Raw genomic sequence first — 18,428 nt, 5'->3', positions numbered from 1 at the left:
TGGAACGACAGGGGAGGAATAATAATGGATGCACTAGCGAGGAAACTGGGTCTCAAGACGGATCCCACTATTTTTTTTACGTCCGCAGGGATCATGATCCTTTTTCTTGTGGTGCTGCTGATTGCGCCGGGCCCCATAGGGGAGGCCTTTGGTGCAGGGCGGGAGTGGATCGTTACCAACCTTGGCTGGTTCTTTATTTTAGGGGTGACGAGCTGGGTGGCCTTTCTGCTGTGGGCTGCGCTTAGCCGTTACGGGGCGATCCGTTTGGGCGGCAATGATGCAAAGCCAGCCTACGACAATATTTCCTGGTTCACCATGCTGTTCGCGGGGGGAATCGGAACGGTGTTGATGTTCTGGGGGGTGGCGGAGCCTATTTCCCACTTTTCTAACCCACCCAGGCCGGATGTTGTGCCTTTCTCTGTGGAAGCCGCCGACGATGCCATGAGTTTTTCGATCTATCATCTGGGGCTGCATACCTGGGCGATTTTCACGATGCCAGGGTTGGCGTTTGCGTACTTCATCTATCGCTACAACTTGCCGATGCGCTTTAGTTCAGTATTTTATCCGCTGCTAGGTGAGCGCATTTACGGGCCGCTGGGCAAATCCCTTGATGTCTTCGCGATACTGGGCACGCTGTTTGGGGTGGCCGTCTCTATCGGCTTGGGTACCCAACAGATCAACGCGGGGCTAACGGAACTGTTTGATATTCCAGATGCCGTTATCACCAAAGTCATCATTATCGCCATACTCACCTCTGTCGCCGTGGGGTCGATTGTCGCGGGGCTCGATTCAGGCGTGAAGCGCCTCTCCAATATCAATATCGCCATGGCCGTTGGCCTGTTGCTGTTTGTGCTCTTTACCGGTTCGACCGTTTTCCTTTTGCGGGCGGTGGTCGAAACCTTCGGCCTCTATATAACGAACCTGCTGCCGATGGCGTTCTGGAATGACACGCTTGCAAGCTACTCCAGAGAGGGCGGTGCCTGGGGGTGGCAGGGTAGCTGGACAGTCTTCTATTGGGCCTGGACGGTAACGTGGTCGCCCTTTATCGGCATCTTTGTAGCGCGCATTTCACGCGGGCGTACGATTCGCGAGTTCGTCCTTGGCGTGCTTTTCGCCCCCTCCATCTTCACGTTGGTTTGGTTTGCGATCTTTGGTTGGTCGGCAATGGAGATTGATGGGATTGGCGCTGATGCCCGAGAAGCACTGGGCGATCAGGCTGGCCTTTTATCCGCCGCCGTAGGTGAAAGCATTCCACTCGCCATGTTCGCGTTCTTTGAGAATTTCCCGGCCGCCACCTTAATTCAGGGGTTGGCCGTTGTGATCGTCGCTATCTTCTTTGCCACCTCATCCGACTCTGCATCCCTGGTTGTAGATATGCTATGCACCGGCAGTGCGGATCCCGGCCCATGGCACCAACGCGTGTTTTGGGGCGTCTCTGAGGGCATGCTGGCCGCGATGCTGATTGTGCTTGCAGGTGATGCCGGGCTTACCGCCTTGCAGGAAGTGATTACGGTAGTTGGCCTGCCAATGTTCATTTTGGTGTTTGCTATGATGTTCGCGTTGTACCGGGGCCTTTCCCATGAGGATCTGAGCGAGGTAAGGGTGGGCAATCCACCCAAGCGGGAGGAGTTAGCGCCGGATGAATAGGCAAGTAGATAGTTAAACAGTAGGTATTAAATAGAAGAGCGGTGGCTGGGCATGTCCCCAGCCACCGCTCTTCAAATGCGCCACTGCGTTTAAGCGATCAGGCCGTCTGTTGATGGCCGCATCGATGTCGTTTCCTACAGTTCACACCAAATACGCTCTTTAAAGTCTTCGCTGAGTTCCGATACCCGGCGTATACGGTTAAATGTTGCTTCTGTCATCTCGCCAGCGATTTGATGGTAGCAGGATGTCATCGATTCCGGTGTCAGCGGCCCGTTGACGCCCAGCATGCAGTGTGTAAGTTTGCTATAAACGGGTGCCATGGCCGCAAGAAAGTCGATTTCATGGCGAAATGCGTCATTAAGTGTTTCCAGCCAAATACAGTGTAGCTTGGCTGCCGAATGAGATGTTTCAACCCAAGGTTGATACCAAAAAACAAGCAAGTCATTGTTATTAAATACGTTGGTATTGGCTGTATTAGGGGAATCTTTTTGAAACGCTGATGTTGTCATTGTCTGTCCTCCTTACGTGATCAGAAAAGTATAGTATTCGTCACTTTTACTGAAAAATTAATTGTTACTACCTTGATCGATATCAATGTTTTTATGCGAAATAATTATTGGCGAGTATCCGTTAAGTATAATGGGTATTTGTTTCAATACGACTTATGCTCCTGCTTTTGATGGATTTTATGTTTCTCCTGGCGGGTGTGCTGACACTGTTCCAAAAAAAAATTACAGCTAATTTAGGCTCAATAATAGAAGGTGAAGATTAGCACTCTTTTAATTTGGGCATGGTAGTGAGCATTATCTAGCTCTTTGCTAAGATCAATGAGTTAACTGATAAAATCATGCTGTTTATGTCATTGAGGTTTGCTAAAAGCGCGCTCTCGCCAAGGCACTTCATATTGTAAATCAACGGTTGCAGCCGCCTACCTTTACGAGCCGGTTAAGCAGATGCCAGGCACTGCAACGCTGGTGCTGCAATCTGTAGCGACAAAACCTTACTGCTTCAGTTTTTGCTTGTTTGGGAGACAGCATGGAAACCCCTACTGCCCACACCGATGCGCTATCAGAAAGCCTGCCAAAAGCAGTGCATGCCAGGCTCGCCGAGGATGTCCTTGCCGACTTGAAGACTTCACCATCGGGGCTGAGCGTAGATGAGGCGGCAAGGCGATTAGAGAAGTATGGACGCAACCAGTTGCCGGCAGTTGCTGGTCGACATCTGCTGCTTCGATTCTTCGCGCATTTTCATAACGCACTGATCTATTTCCTTTTGGCGGCTGCCGTCGCCGCTTCTTTGCTGGGGCATTTTGTGGATGCGTCGGTCATTGTTGCCGTGGTTTTGGTCAACGCCGTGGTCGGTTTTGTGCAGGAAGGTAAGGCAGAGAAAGCACTCAACGCAATCGGCAACCTTATCGCACCACAAGCCCACCTGGTTAGGGAAGGAATACATACTGAAGTGCCCGTTGATGAGATTGTTTTGGGTGACATTGTTTCGTTGGAAGCAGGAGATCGCGTGCCTGCGGATCTGCGCCTGATTCGTGCCAGCTCATTGCAAATCGAGGAAGCTATTTTGACCGGCGAGTCGGTGGCGGCAGAGAAGCGGGTGGCACCAGCACCAAAGGAGGCCGCGTTAGGCGACTGTCACTCCATGGCTTATTCAGGCACGCTGGTAGCCACTGGGCAAGCGACAGGGGTTGTGGTGGCCACCGGGAGTGATACTGAGATCGGTCAAATCAGTACACTGCTGCGCGATGTTCAACCACTCACCACGCCGCTGCTGGAGCAGATAAATCGCTTCGGCAAGCAGTTCACCTGGGTGACGTTGGCTGTCACCGTCGTACTGTTTGCCTTCGCGGTATTGATGCGCGGTCATGTCTGGTCGGAGGCGCTCATAGCGGTGGTGGCCTTGGCCGTCGCAGCGATACCAGAAGGCCTGCCAGCGGTCATTACCATCACCCTGGCTATCGGTGTGCAGCGTATGGCACGACGCAACGCCGCTATCCGCCAGTTGCCCGCAGTTGAAACACTCGGGGCAACGTCAGTCATTTGCTCTGACAAAACCGGTACGCTAACACGTAATGAAATGACCGTGCGTCGACTGGAGGCCCCTAGTGGCCGCATGACGGTGTCGGGGGCGGGCTATGTGCCGGAAGGACAATTAACGGCGGAGAAGGCCACTAAAGATACATGGCCGACGGATATCGATAGCCTGATCCTGTCTGGACTACTGTGCAACGATGCCCAACTGATCCATAGCGATGGAGAGTGGCATGCGATAGGCGATCCTATGGAAGGGGCACTAGTAGTATTGGCCATCAAGGCTGGTCTGGAGCCTGACGCCACCCGGCGAGAGTGGCCCCGCGTTGCCGAGATCCCTTTTGATGCCAAGCACCGCTTTATGGCCACGCTAAACTGCCATGCGACGGAGGGGGCACGGGTATTCGTCAAGGGGGCTCCGGACGAATTGCTGCAACTATGCTCACTTCAGGCGGCTGATGAGGGAAGCGTGCCGCTGGAGAAGGATGCCTGGACGGCACGTATCGCAAAGGCGGCTGCCCAGGGCGAGCGAGTGCTCGGTTTAGCGATTAAGCAGGTTCCACCCAGCACCCATAAACTGTCGTTCGCTGACCTCAATGATGAGTTGGTTTTTGTTGGCTTAATCGGCTTTATCGACCCGCCGCGGGAGGAGGCAATGGCCGCCATTAAAGAGTGCCATTCCGCGGGTATTAAGGTGAAAATGATTACCGGCGATCACGCCGCGACGGCAGCGGCTATTGCACGCCAGTTAGGGCTCGATGATGACCCGCACGTAATAACGGGGCGTGAGCTCGACGACATTGCTGATAGTGATCTACCTGGCATCGTTAGCGAGACCAGTGTTTTTGCCCGTACCAACCCCGAACATAAACTGCGTATTGTTCGAGCGCTGCAAGCGACCGGTGCCATCGTGGCTATGACCGGTGATGGCGTTAATGATGCGCCCTCGTTGAAGCAGGCAAATGTTGGTGTTGGTATGGGACATAAAGGCACCGATGCGGCAAAAGAAGCCTCACAGATGGTTCTGCTCGACGATAACTTCGCCTCTATCGTGGCTGCAGTGCATGAAGGCCGAGTGGTCTACGACAATATTCGCAAGGTAACGGCTTGGACGTTACCGACCAATGGGGGCCAAGTGCTGGCTGTCATTGCCGCGATTGTGTTTAGTTTCGCCATGCCGATGTCAGCCGTCCAGATCCTATGGATCAATCTCATCACGGCGGTCACTCTCGGCTTGTCGCTGGCGTTTGAGAAGGCTGAGCCCAATGTCATGCAGCGTCGGCCAAGGCCTCCAGGGCAGGGGCTATTGACCCCCTTCCTGGTATGGCGCATCGTGTTTGTGTCGTTTTTGTTTTTGATAGCAGCACTAGGGATGTTCTTCTACTCGCTTGGCCGAGGAGATGAGCTGCCCTTGAGTCGCACTTTAGTGGTTAACACCGTCGTGGTGCTTCAAGTGTTCTATCTGTTCAATGTGCGCTACCTGCACATGACGTCGTTTAACTGGCGTGGCGTGTTGGGAACCCCCGCTGTGTTGATAGCGGTGACGGTGGTCTTCATTGCTCAGCTTGCCTTCACGTATCTACCGATAATGCATCACCTGTTTGATAGTCGGCCAGTGAGGATTACCGATGGGGTGTTAATCATCACTATCGGTGTCGCTATGATGATAGTGCTGGAGGTTGAGAAGGTCGTATTGCGGCGGGCAGGTAACCCCCAAGCCAGCAACAACGTCTAAGTTCTACACTGTGTGCGCCTCGGTGAGCAGCTCACTCAGTTGTTGCTGTGAAAGCCGCGTATTGGCCATGTAGTAAATAATGTCCCCATCCTTCAGTGGTCGGTCAGTGGCTGGGTTAAGCATGCTGCCTTCGCTGTCATCGCTGCTGTTGGCAAGGCCTAGCACGGTGGCGTTGCAAACCTTTTTCGCTTGCATGAATAAGTCGCCAAAGGTGGCACCGGCGGGCGGCTGCATTAATCAGGTTTGGTATTGGGTTGCGCCACGATCAGCGGCGAGTAGTTCGTTGACGCCTAGTTTTTTTGGCATGGGCGTTGATTATGTGGTGCTCATGCTCAGTTTCAATCCAAAAACTGACGGGGTTATTAAAAGCCAGCTTTATTCACTTGGGTGCCGCGTATGCAGTCGCCGTAGACCATGGTATCACCAGCTTCCTCTGCGAGTTGGCGGCAGTCTGCCGTTCTAGATGAGGTGGGGCCTGAACTACAGCCTGCCAGCGTAAAGGTAATCAGGCAAAGGGCGATGAGTGTTTTCATTGGTAACTCCTTGTCAGCAAATAACTCTTTTGACATTTAACCTCATAGGTATCGCATGTGTCGATAATAGGTGACGGAACATCATGCCCAGTGTGCAGGTCATATCTTTGGTCATGTCATCAATAGGGCTCTCTTTTTATAGGTAGGATAAGCATATGGATCGTGTATTTGCGTGGGATCACCACCACAGTCAGATCGTTTACCGTATTCCAGGTCATCGGTATGCAGATGGTCGAGAAGATAGCGATCTCTCCCCCGTATGGCTGCCCGCGAAGGAGTCGGACTTACCCGAAGGGGTGACGATTGAAGATTTGCGCAAAGTATCCGTGAAGGATTAAAGGATTAGTCGGTATAGATCCTCGTACTGTCGCACGTCCCCAAACAGGGCATGTTAAGGCACATAAAATAAATTGTGTTTGGCTAGCGATCGGCTAATATGCAGATGCTAGTCCCACTATCTCTGGATATGCCGCCATGTTAAAAGGTTTAATCGTCTGTTTTGCGGTGCTATTTGCGCAACTGGCGGTACTGCATGTAATTGATGCTCGCCTCTATAACTCTTCCCAAAATGTGCGACAAACGGCGGTGACCACCGTTACACCACATAAAGATGAAAAAGAGGGCGAAGAAGAAGCCCAAAGTTAAGCAACGGCTTAATACAGGCTTCAAATACGTTCTGCTGAACTGAGTATTTAGGCACCCTAGCAGTGTTGAACTCTGCTAGGGTTACTTGTATTTAAAGCATTTCAGCCAACCAGGCATTGAAAGCTGTCCAAGAGCGTTCATCAGCGCGTTCATGGTAGGCATCACTGCCAAATACGCTAAAGGCGTGGGGGGCGCCTGAATAGATACCTACCTCATAGGTGACACCTGCGGTTTCTAACTCGTCAGCCAGGGTCGCGACGTCCTCTAAGCTCACCGCACTGTCGGCACCACCGTGGGCAATAAAGATAGGAGCGGTTTCACCTGAGTAAGCTTGTCCATCGGGGGTGGTCAGTCCGCCGTGAAAACTGGAGTACGCCGCTATATTATCCGCTTCACCGGAACGCGCGATTTCTAGTGCTACCGCACCGCCAAAGCAGTACCCCATAATGACCGTTTGCTCAGCAGCGCCTTGCTCTCTAGCCTGGGCTAAACCACCGAGGGTTAGCGAGCGCATTCTTTCTCTATCCTGGTAGAGTCGATTGGTCGCGGCGCGTTTATCCTCGACTGCTTGAGGACGGTTGCCTTCACCAAAAAGATCTACGGCAAATACGTCATAGCCTTCATCGGCCAGCATATCGGCACGCTGGCGTTCATAATCATCCAGCCCATCCCAGTCATGGACGATCAGTATGCTACCCTTGACGTTGTCGTCCGCGGAGACAAAATAGCCTTGAAAATCCTCATCATTCACACGATAGGAGATATCTTCTCCGGCAGGTGAGAAGGCCATGGCAGGTAATGAAAGCGCTAGAATTGGCAGTGTGGTGGTAGAAAGTAGAATTTTTTTCATCGCTTTGGTGTCCAAATAAGTGTCCAACAAGCATAGACAAAGCGTGTTAGGGCGATTCAACGTTGAATAACCATTTGCTAGCCAGGCTTTGCGACATAGACAAAGGCTTGCGTCTGGAACTCGGTAACGGCATTCTTGTCAGTTGTTGGAAATACCATTTAGGGAGCATGAACACATGGCTTACAACGATTTACGTACGGCGCGTCCTCAATCGAGTGGCGTTGCTAACAGTGTCAGCACTAACAAGGTGTTGCGTAATACCTACGCGCTCTTGGCAATGACGCTGCTGTTCTCAGCAGTTACTGCTGGCGCTGCAGTCGCCCTCGGCATCCAACAAATGAACATTTTTGTGTTCTTTATTGGTGCCTACGGCTTAATGTTCTTGGTACATAAAACCGCAAACTCTGCGGCTGGTTTATTAGCCACGTTCGCCTTTACCGGCTTTATGGGCTTTACACTGGGGCCGATTCTATCTGCGTACCTGACCTTGCCTAATGGCGGCGCGTTGATTATGAATGCGCTGGCGATGACAGGTCTGACCTTTGTTGGTCTTTCTGCAATCGCGCTAACGACTAAGAAAGACTTTAGCTTCTTGAGCAATTTCTTGATGGCAGGTGCCATCGTATTGATACTGGCCATGGTGGCCGGAATCTTCTTTCAAATTCCTGCGCTTTCACTGATGGTATCAGCTGGTTTCGTGCTGTTTGCTTCTGCAGCCATTTTGTACCAAACCAGTGAAATTATTCACCGCGCGGGCGAAACGAATTACATCCTCGCCACAGTGACGCTCTATGTATCCATCTACAATCTGTTTGTCAGCCTGTTGTCGATTTTGGGTATCATGAGCAACGATTGATCTAGGCAAGCGATAGACGATATGACAGGCCCTATTGCAGGGCCTGTTTTTTTAGGGTAACCGTTACCAGGTATTATGATCATGCAGTACGGCTTATTGGTGATGGGGGCGCCCTATAGCAGCCCAGCACCTCACTCTGCATTGCGCTTTGCCCATGCCTTACTATCGCGCGGGCATCAAATTACGGGTGTGTTTTTCTATCATGATGGCGTCCATAATGCTTCATCTCTGATGGCTCCACCTCAGGATGAGCTTAATCTGCGAGAAGCCTGGGCTGAACTGAATCAGCAACATGCGATTCAACTGGATGTCTGTATTGCCGCAGCGCTGCGGCGCGGGCTGATGAGCGAGTCAGAAGCGCAACGGCATGGCAAGCAGTCCTACAATGTAGCGCCGCCTTTTGAATTGACCGGCCTGGGACAATTGCTTGAGCTACAGCAGCGCGCTGATCGCCTGATAACCTTTGCTTAAAGGAGTGCCAATGGCGCCACCTGATGCACTTTTAGTGGTAATTCGCCACGCACCCCACGGTTCAAACTGGTTACGTGAAGGGCTGGATGCCGCCTTGGTTGCTGCTGCTTTTGGCCAGCCCGTGCAGTTGCTATTTATGGGGCAGGGCATAATGGCTCTGTTGAAAGAGCAGAGCAGTGGCGCGCCTGGCCAAAAAGCCACGCTACCAACCATCGATATGTTGGAAATGTACGATATTGACAAGCTTTGGGTAGCGGAAGGGGCGCTACAAAGCATGAACCTTTCAGCTGATTCCCTGGTAGAGGGGGTCACTCTTATCGCGGATAAGGAAGTCCCGGGGCTTTTGCACCAACACACCAAGATACTTAACTTTTAGGGACTTGTGAGCACACCATGATCCTACATATCCTCACCAAAGCGCCTGATAGCAGTGCTGCCACACAAATGCAGCAGGCGATAGGGGAGCATGATACTGTGCTGCTGATCGAAGAAGCGGTTACTGCAGCGCTGGATACCTCTTGGGCGGCATGGCAACAGTGTCAGTCGCGCATTTTCCTGCTTTCAGAAGACCTGACCTCCCGTGGACTTGCCTGCACCGCTGCCAACAATGAGCTGCCCACCCTAGAGATGGAGGGCTTTGTAGCACTCACTGAGCAGTATGAAAAGACAGTTACCTGGTACTAAGCATGTCTGAGCCAAAAATATACCGTTATCTTGATTTACAAAAAAATATCCGCTAGATCCGGAAGGATATCTCGTTAATCAATCAGATTGGGAAGAATCTGTTGCTCATTTAATGGCTGAAGAAGAGGGCATAACACTTACCGCGGAACACTGGGAACTCATCGAGGTGGTAAGGGCATTTTATCAGCGTTACGAAATGGCGCCGGCGATGCGAGCGCTTGTGAAAGCCACCAAAAATGCACTGGGCGAAGAGAAAGGGCGTTCTATCTACCTGATGCAGCTTTTCCCGGGCAGCCCGGCAAAGCGAATTGCCCGCCTGGCCGGTTTACCGAAACCTACCAACTGCCTATAACCCGTGTGGATGCCCCGCTGGTTTTCCAACCCTAAGCCACATCACCACGTGTACAGACCGATAAAACAACGGCATCTTCCGGACTGGTGGATACCAGGGCGTGGCCCATATCGCTATCAAAATAGATGCTGTCACCTTCGGCGAGCACTAGCGGGGCGTAAAACTCGGTGTAAAGCATAATATCGCCGTGCAGCACCATCAAAAACTCTTCGCCATCATGGCGTACCCACTGGTGATATTCGTCAAAGCTGCGTGCCCGCACGATAGTTTTGAAGGGAATCATCCGTTTTTGGGCCAATTGATGACCCAATAATTCGTGCTCATAGGTGGGCGTGGGGTGCAATTGCCCTTTCCCTTTGCGGGTAAGATCCCGTCGCCCCATGGTATAACGCTCCCGCTTGGGGGGCGTGAGCAATTGAGGCAGGTCGATGTTGAGCCCGGTGGTGAGTTTCTGTACCACGCTAAAGGTGGGGGAGACTTGATCGTTCTCAATTTTAGACAGCGTTGAGCGGGCAAGGCCTGTACGCTGGCTAACCTCTTCCAGCGTCCACTGATTAGCGAGACGAATTTGCTTGAGCCGCTCGCCTAAACGCAATGGTTCAACAAAGGGTTTGCTTCCCGATGCAATACGCAGCGCGGCATGCTCTTCAGTCGTAGCGGTCATAGGTCGTCACATTGGCTGCGTGGTCTAACGGTGCGTTTCTAAAGGCGCGTGTAAACAGTCATGATATCACAGCACTGAAGAGGCTAAGAACGCCCTACAGACCATTGAGCACCGTCGAATTTAAGGCACCTCAGAAAACGGCAGGCCCAGAAGCGCTTTTATGTGCGCCTCCACGCCACTGGCCAGTGACTTTGGGTTATAGCCACCTTCGAGTACCGATACAATGCGGTTATCAGCGTATAGGGTGGCGATCTCCATGGCGAGATGGGTAATCCAGTAGAAGTCTTCATCCTCTAGACAAATATCGCCCATGGGATCATCACGGTGGGCGTCAAAACCGGCAGAAATTAGTACTAGATCGGGTTTGAATGTGTGCAGGGCAGGCAGCCAGTGGTTTTCGATAATGCGCCGAAACTCAGGACCATCGGTGCCCACTTCCAGCGGGGTATTGACAACGTTTTGCCACTCGCTGCGTAGATAGCGCCAGGGGTAAAACGGATACTGGAAGCTGGTGCAAATAAGCACCTCGGGATCATTTTTAAATATATCAATGGTGCCATTGCACTGGTGCACGTCAAAATCCAGTATGGCGATACGCTTGGCGCCATATTTGGCGCGCGCATGGGCCGCCCCCACGGCGATATTATTGTAAAAACAGAACCCCATGGCATCGCTGGCTTCCGCGTGGTGGCCTGGCGGTCTAACCGCACAAAAGACATTATCCGCCTGACGCTTAAATACCTGATCCACGCCGCGGATAACAGCGCCTGCTGCAACCCGTGCGGCTTGGAGGCTGTTAGGGTTCATCATGGTATCGCTGTCTAACGTAACGATACCTTCGGTGGGCAAACACTTATCCAGGGAGCGCAAGTGGCGTAAGGGGTGTACTCTGGCAAGTGCCTCTTCACAGGCTTCCTTGGCATCTGCCTGCATGGTTTGCTGTAATAACCCAGCAAGCGATAGGCGAGCGCGAATGGCCTCCAGACGTTGGGGACTTTCAGGATGCTCCGGCCCCATATGATGCAATGAGCAGTCTGGGTGGGTAAGGTAGGCGGTAATCATTCCAACGCTCCATTATTATTGATGTCACCTTAATCGCCTTCTGGGCCTGGGCGACAGTGTCAATAAGTCGTACAGCCGCGATTCATGTCAGGGGAGACGCATTGTGAGCACGCGCTTTTTACACCATTTTTTCGAACCTCGCACACTAGCGGTGTTTGGCGCCTCTGAAAAGCCCGCGTCATTGGGCGGTTTAGTGCTGAGAAATATTCAGGAGGGCGGCTTTAAAGGTTCGCTCTGGGCGGTCAACCTTAAAGGCTACTCCGAGGTCTTCGGCGTACCCTGCGTAAGCCGCGTAAGCGAGCTACCGGAAGTGCCCGACTTAGCCGTGGTCTGCTCGCCTATTGAAGGCGTACCTAGTCTAATTAAAAAGCTTGGGCAGTACGGTGTCAAAGCAGCCCTGGTTCTCTCCGGCGGTGCTTACCTGGATCGGGACAAGGGTAATAAGGGCTCCATTCGCGAACGCATGTTGAGTGCGGCCCGTGTCTCCGGCATTCGCGTACTCGGCCCCGAATGCATGGGGCTGATTGTACCGGGTAAGAAATTAAACGCCTCCTACGCTAGTCAGCCGGTGAAAGCCGGCCGCGTCGCCTACCTGGGCCAGTCCGGGATGCTCGCCAATGCGATGATCGATTGGGCCGCCGGGCGTGATGTGGGTTTTTCCCACTTGATTACCGTTGGTGACAGCGTCGACGTACTGCTACCGGATTTGATCGACTACGTTAATCAATTTTCCCCCGCCCAGGCCATTATGCTGCACCTTGAGCGGATCAACGACGCCCAGCACTTTATGACCGCCGTGCGTGATGCCTCCCGTAATCGCCTGGTGCTGGCGATAAAAAGCGGCCGCACCCCAGAGTCGGATATTTCCGGCATGGCGCCCACACCGGGGATTGCCAACCGCGATGTGGTGTTTGATGCCGCTTTTGCACGCGCCGGGGTGGTGCGGGTAAATGACTCCGACGAACTGCTCGATGCGCTGGAAACCCTATCGCGCATGAAACCCCTGAAGGGTGACCGCTTGGCGATCGTTTCTAACGGCCTGGGGCCTGCCATGCTGGCCATCGATAAGCTGATTAGCGCGGGGGGCAAATTGGCTGAGTTCAGCGCCGAAACCCAGGCAGCGCTTCACCGCAGCGAGGTTGATATGAGCAAGCCGGGCGAGAACCCGGTGGATGTGGGGGGCAACGCCTCGCCCGAGCGGTTTGTTCAAGCCCTGGAGATTGTCGCTGCTGACGCCAACGTGGATGCGGTTCTGGTCGTTCACGCGCCCACCCGTATGGCGCCATCGCTGGTGACTGCCCAGGCGCTGATCGATAACCGCAAGAAGTTTCGCCGCAACCTGCTCACCAGTTGGATGGGCTTAAAAGAGGCGCTCAATGCCCGCCATATATGCAATTTAGCCGGAATTCCAACCTATATTTCACCCGAAAAAGCCGTTAAAGCGTTTATGCATATGGTGATTTATCAGCGCGTTCAAGCGCTGCTACAGGAGATTCCGCCAAGCCTGCCGTTTTCCACCAGCCCCGAAATACGCGCCCAGTGCCGTACGCTGATCAAGCAGGCAAAAGAGCAGGGCAGGCAAACCTTAACCCACTCTGAAACGGCCCAAGTGCTTGAGGCCTATGGTATACCCACGGCCCCCAGCGTCTATTTAACCCATCCCGACGAAGCGCTTGCCCGCGCGGCGGAGATTCCTGGCACCAAAGCACTTAAAGTGGTTCATGAAGGCAACTGTCGCCCTTATCGCTACCGTAAGCACCCGCATAAAATTTCAGCAGGCTTGCTACAGGATTTGGACACCCCCGAGCAGGTAGCTGAAGGCGTTCGCCAACTGGGTGAAAAAGTCGCTGAGAAATTTCCTGAATACGCGATCCGCGAGTATTGCCTGCAGCCTATGCAGCGGGGCAAGCACTCGATGCAGATTTGCGCGGGTATTACCCGTGACCCGGTCTTTGGCCCGCTGATCGTCTTTGGTATCGGTGGTTATAAAGTCAACGTGCTGGCTGACCGCCAAGTGGCGCTGCCACCGCTCAATATGAGCCTGGCCGCCGACGTGGTGGGTAGAACCCACGCCGCTTCGTTAATTCGTGAACACTCGGCCGACCCAGAGCGTGATATTCAGCACCTGTGCCAAATGATGGTCAAACTGTCGCAAATGGCGTCCGATCTTAGCGATCTGCGCGGGCTGGAAATAAATCCGCTGTTGCTGAACCGCGATGGCATGGTCGCTGTCGATTTTGCCATGGATCTTGGTTCGCCATCGCGCTTTGCGATCATGCCATACCCTGAAGAGCTGCGTGAATGGGTCACGCTGAAAAACGGTTGGCAAGTGGAGGTAAGGCCCATTCGTGCCGAAGACGCCCACTTGATTACCACCTTCCATCGACAGCTCTCGGAAGAGAGCATTCGTTTCCGCTATTTCCACAATAAATCCAACCTAACCCAGCGTGACCTGTCGATTCTGTCGCATATCAATTACGACCGTCAGATGGCGTTTATTGCCGAGTATTTAGGCGACGATGGCAGCAAAGAGATGCTTGGCGTGGTGCGGGTGTGGAACGATCCGGACAATATTCGTACCGAATTCTCGATCATTATTCGTGATGATTTGCAGGGGCTGGGGATTGGCAGCCTGCTGATGAAGAAAATGATCGATTACTGCACTAACATCGGCACGCTGGAGATGATCGGCAAAATCATGGTCGATAACCATCCAATGCGGGCGCTAATGAAGCACTTAGGCTTTAAGTGTCGCTACAATATGGAGGAGCAGGTAATTGATGCCGTGTTACGCCTCAACGAACCTGAAAGTGAGTGGCAGCGTCACCGCCTTGAGAGCATGCCGGATTAAGCTTTTAACCGCTTTACCTTTTTCGCTTTAATAAACAAGCAAAGGCCTGCGTATACAACGCAGGCCAAATCGTAAACTCGCTTCAGGCGCTAGGGCGCCATGCGGAAACGGCTCCATTCGCCTCCGTCGCGGCGTTCAAAACGCAGCCGGTCATGTAGGCGGCTAGGCTGGCCCTGCCAAAACTCGATCATTTCCGGATTGATTCGATAGCCACCCCAGTGGATTGGGCGGGGGATATCCTGGCCATCATAGGCTTGTTCAAAGCGTTTTTGGCGCTCTTCGATCCAGTTGCGGTCAGGAATGACCACGCTTTGAGTCGCAATCCAGGCGCCTAGCTGACTGCCGCGTGGGCGGCTGGCAAAGTACTCATCAGACTCATCGGCGGACACCTGCTCAACGGGGCCCTCGATACGCACCTGACGGGAGAGGGAAGGCCACCAGAAGGTGATGGCCGCAAAGGGCACATTGCTCAGCTCGCTGCCCTTATGGCTATGGTAGTTGGTGTAAAAAACCATGCCGCGCTCATCAAATCCTTTTAACAGCACCACCCGGGCGTGGGGGCGGCCTTGGCTATCGACGGTGGCTAGTGTCATAGCATTGCCATCAGTACCCTCTTTTTCCAATGCGAGGGTGAACCATTCATCAAACAACACGAATGGATCATCGGGTGCCTGAGACTCTTCTAACTTGCCGCCTTCATAATCACGCCTGATATCGGCTATGTTACGTGTCATCGAATGCTTCTCCCTGGAGTTTCATCCATGTTCGCTGGTATGCCTTTAAAGCTCAAGTGACCGACATCAATGGATGTTAAACGCGTTGCGACTCTATGTTTTATTTTAACCAGTGTTGTGGCTCAGCGTGGTGACTATCGATTGCGGCTAACTGTCTCGCATTCTAGGAGAAAGTCAGAATTAATGCGAAACTCTCTCATTATTTCGGGCTCACTCGCGGCTGGCCCACCAAGATAAACTGATCACTGCTAAGGGAGGATAGGCTATGCGTGAAGGGGTAGTGATTGAGGTATGGGATGGCTGGATTCGCCTATTTCACTGGGGGTTAGTGGGCGCTGTGTTGATCTCATTTTATACTACCAAGACCAGTGGCGCGCCCTTCCTATTCCCCGTTGAAGTGCACGCACAAGCGGGCTATCTGGTAATAGGGCTACTTGTTTTCCGTTGGTTGTGGGGTGCTCTGGGTAGTGTATATGCGAGATTTAGAACGTTTCTATACCCACCCGCAAAAACAGTCGCCTATTCCAAGTCACTTCTCAAGCGCCAACCCAGTGCTTATGCCAGCCATAATCCGCTGGGCGGCTGGATGGTGATGTTGATGCTGCTCTCGCTTAGTTTTCAAGCCGTGAGCGGCCTGTTTTTAAGTGACGATATCTTTTTTCAAGCACCGCTCTATGGCTTACTTGGCGATGGGGTGGGCAGCCGGCTTAGAACCCTGCATCAGCTCAATAGTGATCTGCTCATCGTGCTGATCGGGCTGCACTTAGCGGGTTTGATCGTACATCGGCTGCTGGGTGAACCGCTGGTAACGGCGATGTTGGTAGGTACCAAACGTTTTCGCCAGCAGCCTGTCGATGAACATAATGAGCCATTTAATGCTGCCACGTTGCGTTTACGCGCATTGGGTGCATTACTTATCGCCGCTGGCGTTATCCTATGGCTTTGGTTTTATTGACCTACTGTCTTAGCTGTCGACTGCGAAAGCGCGCATAGCCCATGCAACCGGCAAATAGCACCAGCGCCACAACCGCCTCCAAAATTCCACGCAGCCCTTGTCCGGGAAGGGTAATCAACATCACCCCTTGGGTGAAGTAGAGGAGGCTGACAAAGGCTAGCCAAGCGTGGCCACGTGCGCGTTTGCCTATGATCGAGGGTAAAAACAGCACCAGTGGCAAAACGAACGCAACGACAGGGCGCCAGTTAAAATCGTCGTCTTGGAGTAAAAAGCCCCGATAAATCACCAGTACCAGTAGAATGGCAAAACTGGCTAGCACCACCTGCCGACTTCTCAGGGTCAGTTTATCAAGCCCATGGCGAGCTTCTACCTCTTCCAGCCACTGCCTCATGATGCCTCCTGACGCATAGCGTGAAGTGCCAAGGCGAGTCTCGCCAGTCGTTTACCCTGGGCAGTGCAGAGTTCGCGCTCATGCTCATCGACCGAACGGTCGCTACGTGTTCCTGCCAAGTGGCTGGCACCATAGGGCGTGCCGCCTGTACGTGTCTCTAGCAGGGTGGTTTCGTTGTAGGGAACCCCTGCATAGACCATACCGTGGTGTAGCAGCGGCACCAGCATAGTGAGCAGGGTGCTCTCCTGACCGCCGTGCAGGCTTGAAGTTGAGGTGAATGCACAGGCGGGTTTGTCGATCAGAGCACCGTTCATCCACAGGCTGCTGGTTGAATCGATAAAATACTTAAGCGGTGCTGCCATGTTGCCAAACCGAGTGGGGCTGCCCAGTGCTAACGCGCTGCAGTTACGCAGGTCGTCCAGGTCTGCATATACCGCGCCTTCCGCAGGAATTTCTGGGTCTATGGCTTCACAGGTCGTTGAAACCGGCGCCACTGTTCGCAAACGTGCCTGAATGCCGGGCACGCTTTCTACGCCAGCCGCAATCTGTTGCGCCATAGTAGCTGTGGCACCTGAGCGGGAGTAGTAGAGAACCAGAACGTAGGGTGTCATTTCACTCATCACTATTCCTGAATGGGTTATGGAAGCTGTCGCGATAGTGCGTCATTACATAGGTGCCTATGGTACCAGAGCTATCGGAAGCTCCGTGCACGCTACAAAGGCATTTTGTTGCTCTGGAAGGCGCTTATAGACCCAAGCGCGAGTACCATCGTCAAGGGTTAACGCCACCCGCTCATAGCGGACACCCAGCCGTTCATAGCGATCAAGGCGGGCCAACTCTTTGGCATTCACGCTCAGTACCAGACCTTCAACATGACTGCCCGGCTGGGGCGAAAGATCGAGTCCGTTGCGCTGGTAGCCTTCCAGCACGGCTTCCTTAGGGGCGCCTAGGCTCCCCATCACAACGAACCGGATAGGTGCATAGCGTAGCGTGCCATACACAAACACCTGATGAGTACGTTGTTCGATAGCGGGAAGTTCATCGGGGCGGTCATAAAACCACGGACTGAGCATGGTTAACCAGAGCCATCCCGCTAGGCTGAGCAGCCCCACTGCTCCTAAAGTGACAAGACGTTTTAGCCACACCATACTATGTCTCACTGCAAATGCTAAACAAAGGCTGGTCAGCTTGGCGCGCCAACCAGACGATGACAAGCGCTATGTTATCGACTTATTGAATCTGCTTAAGCAAAGTGCACGGGTTTGCTACTCTTTGTGTAAGATAGGTTTATGCAAGATAGGTGCTTATTAGACCCCACCATAGGAGCCTGCAATGAATCAGCCACTTCGTGATGATCTGGATTTTCGTGCTCTCGTAGGTGATGTTAAACCGCTACCAGCGAGCAATCGTGCTGATCCAGGCGCTAGTCGCAAAAGCCCCTCCGAAGCGCAATTGGCCCGGCGGGAGTGGGCAGAGGAAGAGACTGGTGCGCGCAACTTCCTATCCGACGATTTTGTCGATCTACTGCCTCCTTTTGATCCCATGGAGTATCGCCGCGAGGGCATTCAGCAGGGTGTGGTCGATAAATTAAGGCACGGTGGTTATAGTGTACAGGCGCAGCTCCACTTGCTTAGGCGACCCTTAACGGAGTGCCGGCGCATGCTGTTTCCCTTTATTCAGGAAGCCTACGCCCACGATTTACGCTCGGTTATGATCGTACATGGCCGTGGGCGAGAGATGGATAGTCCCGCGAACGTGCTGCGTTCGTACCTTGCCAAGTGGCTCAGCCAGTTTGAGGAAGTCCAGGCGTACGTATCAGCTCAGCCTTCGGACGGCGGGCTGGGGGCCACCTGGGTAATGCTACGTAAAAGTGATCGCGCCAAAGCCAATAATCGCGAGCGCCAGCAGAAGCGCCGAGGGTAACTGTTTATAAATGAAACGGTTTACAAACTAACAGGG

The 18,428-nt window shown here is 53.1% G+C and carries 21 protein-coding genes and 1 pseudogene; 12 read left to right on the top strand and 10 right to left on the bottom strand.

From position 1 onward, the window contains the following. The first annotated feature begins 24 nt into the window (after window positions 1–24). A complete protein-coding gene (locus tag OM794_RS11125) occupies window positions 25–1,647 on the top strand; it encodes a BCCT family transporter (RefSeq protein WP_226249979.1) in 1,623 nt (540 codons plus the stop codon). A 134-nt stretch (window positions 1,648–1,781) separates the two neighbouring features. Here the strand turns inward: OM794_RS11125 and OM794_RS11120 are convergent, their stop codons facing one another. Further along, window positions 1,782–2,156 (bottom strand): hypothetical protein, encoded by a 375-nt coding sequence (locus tag OM794_RS11120; protein WP_226249978.1) that lies wholly within the window; start codon window positions 2,154–2,156, stop codon window positions 1,782–1,784. Window positions 2,157–2,682: 526 nt separating this feature from the next. On the opposite strand from OM794_RS11120, the gene OM794_RS11115 reads away from it, so the two are divergent. Beyond that, complete coding sequence (locus OM794_RS11115) at window positions 2,683–5,421, top strand: HAD-IC family P-type ATPase (protein ID WP_226249977.1); 2,739 nt, start codon at window positions 2,683–2,685, stop codon at window positions 5,419–5,421. A gap of 3 nt (window positions 5,422–5,424) precedes the next feature. Here the strand turns inward: OM794_RS11115 and OM794_RS11110 are convergent, their stop codons facing one another. Further along, window positions 5,425–5,616, bottom strand: coding sequence for a hypothetical protein (locus tag OM794_RS11110; RefSeq protein WP_226249976.1), 192 nt, complete (start codon window positions 5,614–5,616; stop codon window positions 5,425–5,427). A gap of 167 nt (window positions 5,617–5,783) precedes the next feature. Then, complete coding sequence (locus OM794_RS11105; RefSeq protein ID WP_226249975.1) at window positions 5,784–5,954, bottom strand: hypothetical protein; 171 nt, start codon at window positions 5,952–5,954, stop codon at window positions 5,784–5,786. A 155-nt stretch (window positions 5,955–6,109) separates the two neighbouring features. Here OM794_RS11105 and OM794_RS11100 point away from each other — a divergent pair, with 155 nt between their 5' ends. Further along, a complete protein-coding gene (locus tag OM794_RS11100) occupies window positions 6,110–6,292 on the top strand; it encodes a hypothetical protein (protein ID WP_226249974.1) in 183 nt (60 codons plus the stop codon). A 136-nt stretch (window positions 6,293–6,428) separates the two neighbouring features. After that, window positions 6,429–6,599 (top strand): hypothetical protein, encoded by a 171-nt coding sequence (locus OM794_RS11095; RefSeq protein WP_170938591.1) that lies wholly within the window; start codon window positions 6,429–6,431, stop codon window positions 6,597–6,599. Between the two features lie 91 nt (window positions 6,600–6,690). Here the strand turns inward: OM794_RS11095 and OM794_RS11090 are convergent, their stop codons facing one another. Then, entirely contained in the window at window positions 6,691–7,449 is a 759-nt protein-coding gene (locus tag OM794_RS11090; protein ID WP_226249973.1) for a dienelactone hydrolase family protein, read from the bottom strand. Between the two features lie 175 nt (window positions 7,450–7,624). Between OM794_RS11090 and OM794_RS11085 the strand changes: the two genes are divergently transcribed. The 5 genes and pseudogenes from OM794_RS11085 (at window position 7,625) to OM794_RS11065 (ending at window position 9,812) form a co-directional block, all read left to right on the top strand. After that, window positions 7,625–8,305, top strand: coding sequence for a Bax inhibitor-1/YccA family protein (locus OM794_RS11085; RefSeq protein ID WP_226249972.1), 681 nt, complete (start codon window positions 7,625–7,627; stop codon window positions 8,303–8,305). 81 nt (window positions 8,306–8,386) lie between these two features. Further along, window positions 8,387–8,776 (top strand): sulfurtransferase complex subunit TusD, encoded by a 390-nt coding sequence (gene tusD, locus OM794_RS11080; protein WP_226249971.1) that lies wholly within the window; start codon window positions 8,387–8,389, stop codon window positions 8,774–8,776. Window positions 8,777–8,786: 10 nt separating this feature from the next. Continuing rightward, complete coding sequence (tusC, locus tag OM794_RS11075; RefSeq protein ID WP_226249970.1) at window positions 8,787–9,152, top strand: sulfurtransferase complex subunit TusC; 366 nt, start codon at window positions 8,787–8,789, stop codon at window positions 9,150–9,152. 17 nt (window positions 9,153–9,169) lie between these two features. Further along, window positions 9,170–9,460 carry a sulfurtransferase complex subunit TusB gene (gene tusB / locus OM794_RS11070; protein WP_226249969.1) on the top strand — a complete coding sequence of 97 codons (291 nt, stop codon included), beginning with the start codon at window positions 9,170–9,172 and terminating at the stop codon, window positions 9,458–9,460. Window positions 9,461–9,462: 2 nt separating this feature from the next. Further along, window positions 9,463–9,812, top strand: a pseudogene (locus OM794_RS11065) (TusE/DsrC/DsvC family sulfur relay protein). Window positions 9,813–9,843: 31 nt separating this feature from the next. Here the strand turns inward: OM794_RS11065 and OM794_RS11060 are convergent. Together OM794_RS11060 and OM794_RS11055 are read right to left on the bottom strand one after the other, a co-directional pair. Then, complete coding sequence (locus tag OM794_RS11060; protein WP_133732482.1) at window positions 9,844–10,476, bottom strand: helix-turn-helix domain-containing protein; 633 nt, start codon at window positions 10,474–10,476, stop codon at window positions 9,844–9,846. A gap of 120 nt (window positions 10,477–10,596) precedes the next feature. After that, entirely contained in the window at window positions 10,597–11,538 is a 942-nt protein-coding gene (locus tag OM794_RS11055; protein WP_226249967.1) for a histone deacetylase family protein, read from the bottom strand. A 103-nt stretch (window positions 11,539–11,641) separates the two neighbouring features. Between OM794_RS11055 and OM794_RS11050 the strand changes: the two genes are divergently transcribed. Further along, a complete protein-coding gene (locus tag OM794_RS11050; protein ID WP_226249966.1) occupies window positions 11,642–14,389 on the top strand; it encodes a bifunctional acetate--CoA ligase family protein/GNAT family N-acetyltransferase in 2,748 nt (915 codons plus the stop codon). 89 nt (window positions 14,390–14,478) lie between these two features. Here the strand turns inward: OM794_RS11050 and pdxH are convergent, their stop codons facing one another. Next, window positions 14,479–15,123 carry a pyridoxamine 5'-phosphate oxidase gene (gene pdxH / locus OM794_RS11045; protein WP_226249965.1) on the bottom strand — a complete coding sequence of 215 codons (645 nt, stop codon included), beginning with the start codon at window positions 15,121–15,123 and terminating at the stop codon, window positions 14,479–14,481. A 265-nt stretch (window positions 15,124–15,388) separates the two neighbouring features. Here pdxH and OM794_RS11040 point away from each other — a divergent pair, with 265 nt between their 5' ends. Next, the gene (locus tag OM794_RS11040) at window positions 15,389–16,078 is read left to right on the top strand and encodes a cytochrome b/b6 domain-containing protein (RefSeq protein WP_226249964.1); all 690 of its coding nucleotides are present in this window, start codon (window positions 15,389–15,391) and stop codon (window positions 16,076–16,078) included. A 1-nt stretch (window position 16,079) separates the two neighbouring features. Here the strand turns inward: OM794_RS11040 and OM794_RS11035 are convergent, their stop codons facing one another. From OM794_RS11035 to OM794_RS11025, 3 genes are read right to left on the bottom strand one after another with little or no spacing between them, the layout of a single operon-like run. Then, window positions 16,080–16,469, bottom strand: coding sequence for a DUF2069 domain-containing protein (locus tag OM794_RS11035; protein WP_226249963.1), 390 nt, complete (start codon window positions 16,467–16,469; stop codon window positions 16,080–16,082). Beyond that, entirely contained in the window at window positions 16,466–17,089 is a 624-nt protein-coding gene (gene wrbA / locus OM794_RS11030) for an NAD(P)H:quinone oxidoreductase (RefSeq protein WP_226249962.1), read from the bottom strand. Before wrbA ends, OM794_RS11035 begins: the two co-directional genes overlap by 4 nt. 57 nt (window positions 17,090–17,146) lie before the next feature. Continuing rightward, window positions 17,147–17,617: a gamma-glutamylcyclotransferase family protein gene (locus OM794_RS11025; protein ID WP_226249961.1), complete on the bottom strand. Its 471-nt coding sequence runs from the start codon at window positions 17,615–17,617 to the stop codon at window positions 17,147–17,149. A 184-nt stretch (window positions 17,618–17,801) separates the two neighbouring features. Between OM794_RS11025 and smrA the strand changes: the two genes are divergently transcribed. Continuing rightward, window positions 17,802–18,392: a DNA endonuclease SmrA gene (gene smrA / locus OM794_RS11020; protein ID WP_226249960.1), complete on the top strand. Its 591-nt coding sequence runs from the start codon at window positions 17,802–17,804 to the stop codon at window positions 18,390–18,392. Window positions 18,393–18,428 lie beyond the last annotated feature (36 nt).

Source organism: Halomonas sp. BDJS001, assembly GCF_026104355.1.
Classification (GTDB): domain Bacteria; phylum Pseudomonadota; class Gammaproteobacteria; order Pseudomonadales; family Halomonadaceae; genus Vreelandella.
The sequence above is the reverse complement of the archived record's forward strand: the minus strand, read 5'-3'. Positions and strand labels throughout refer to the sequence as shown.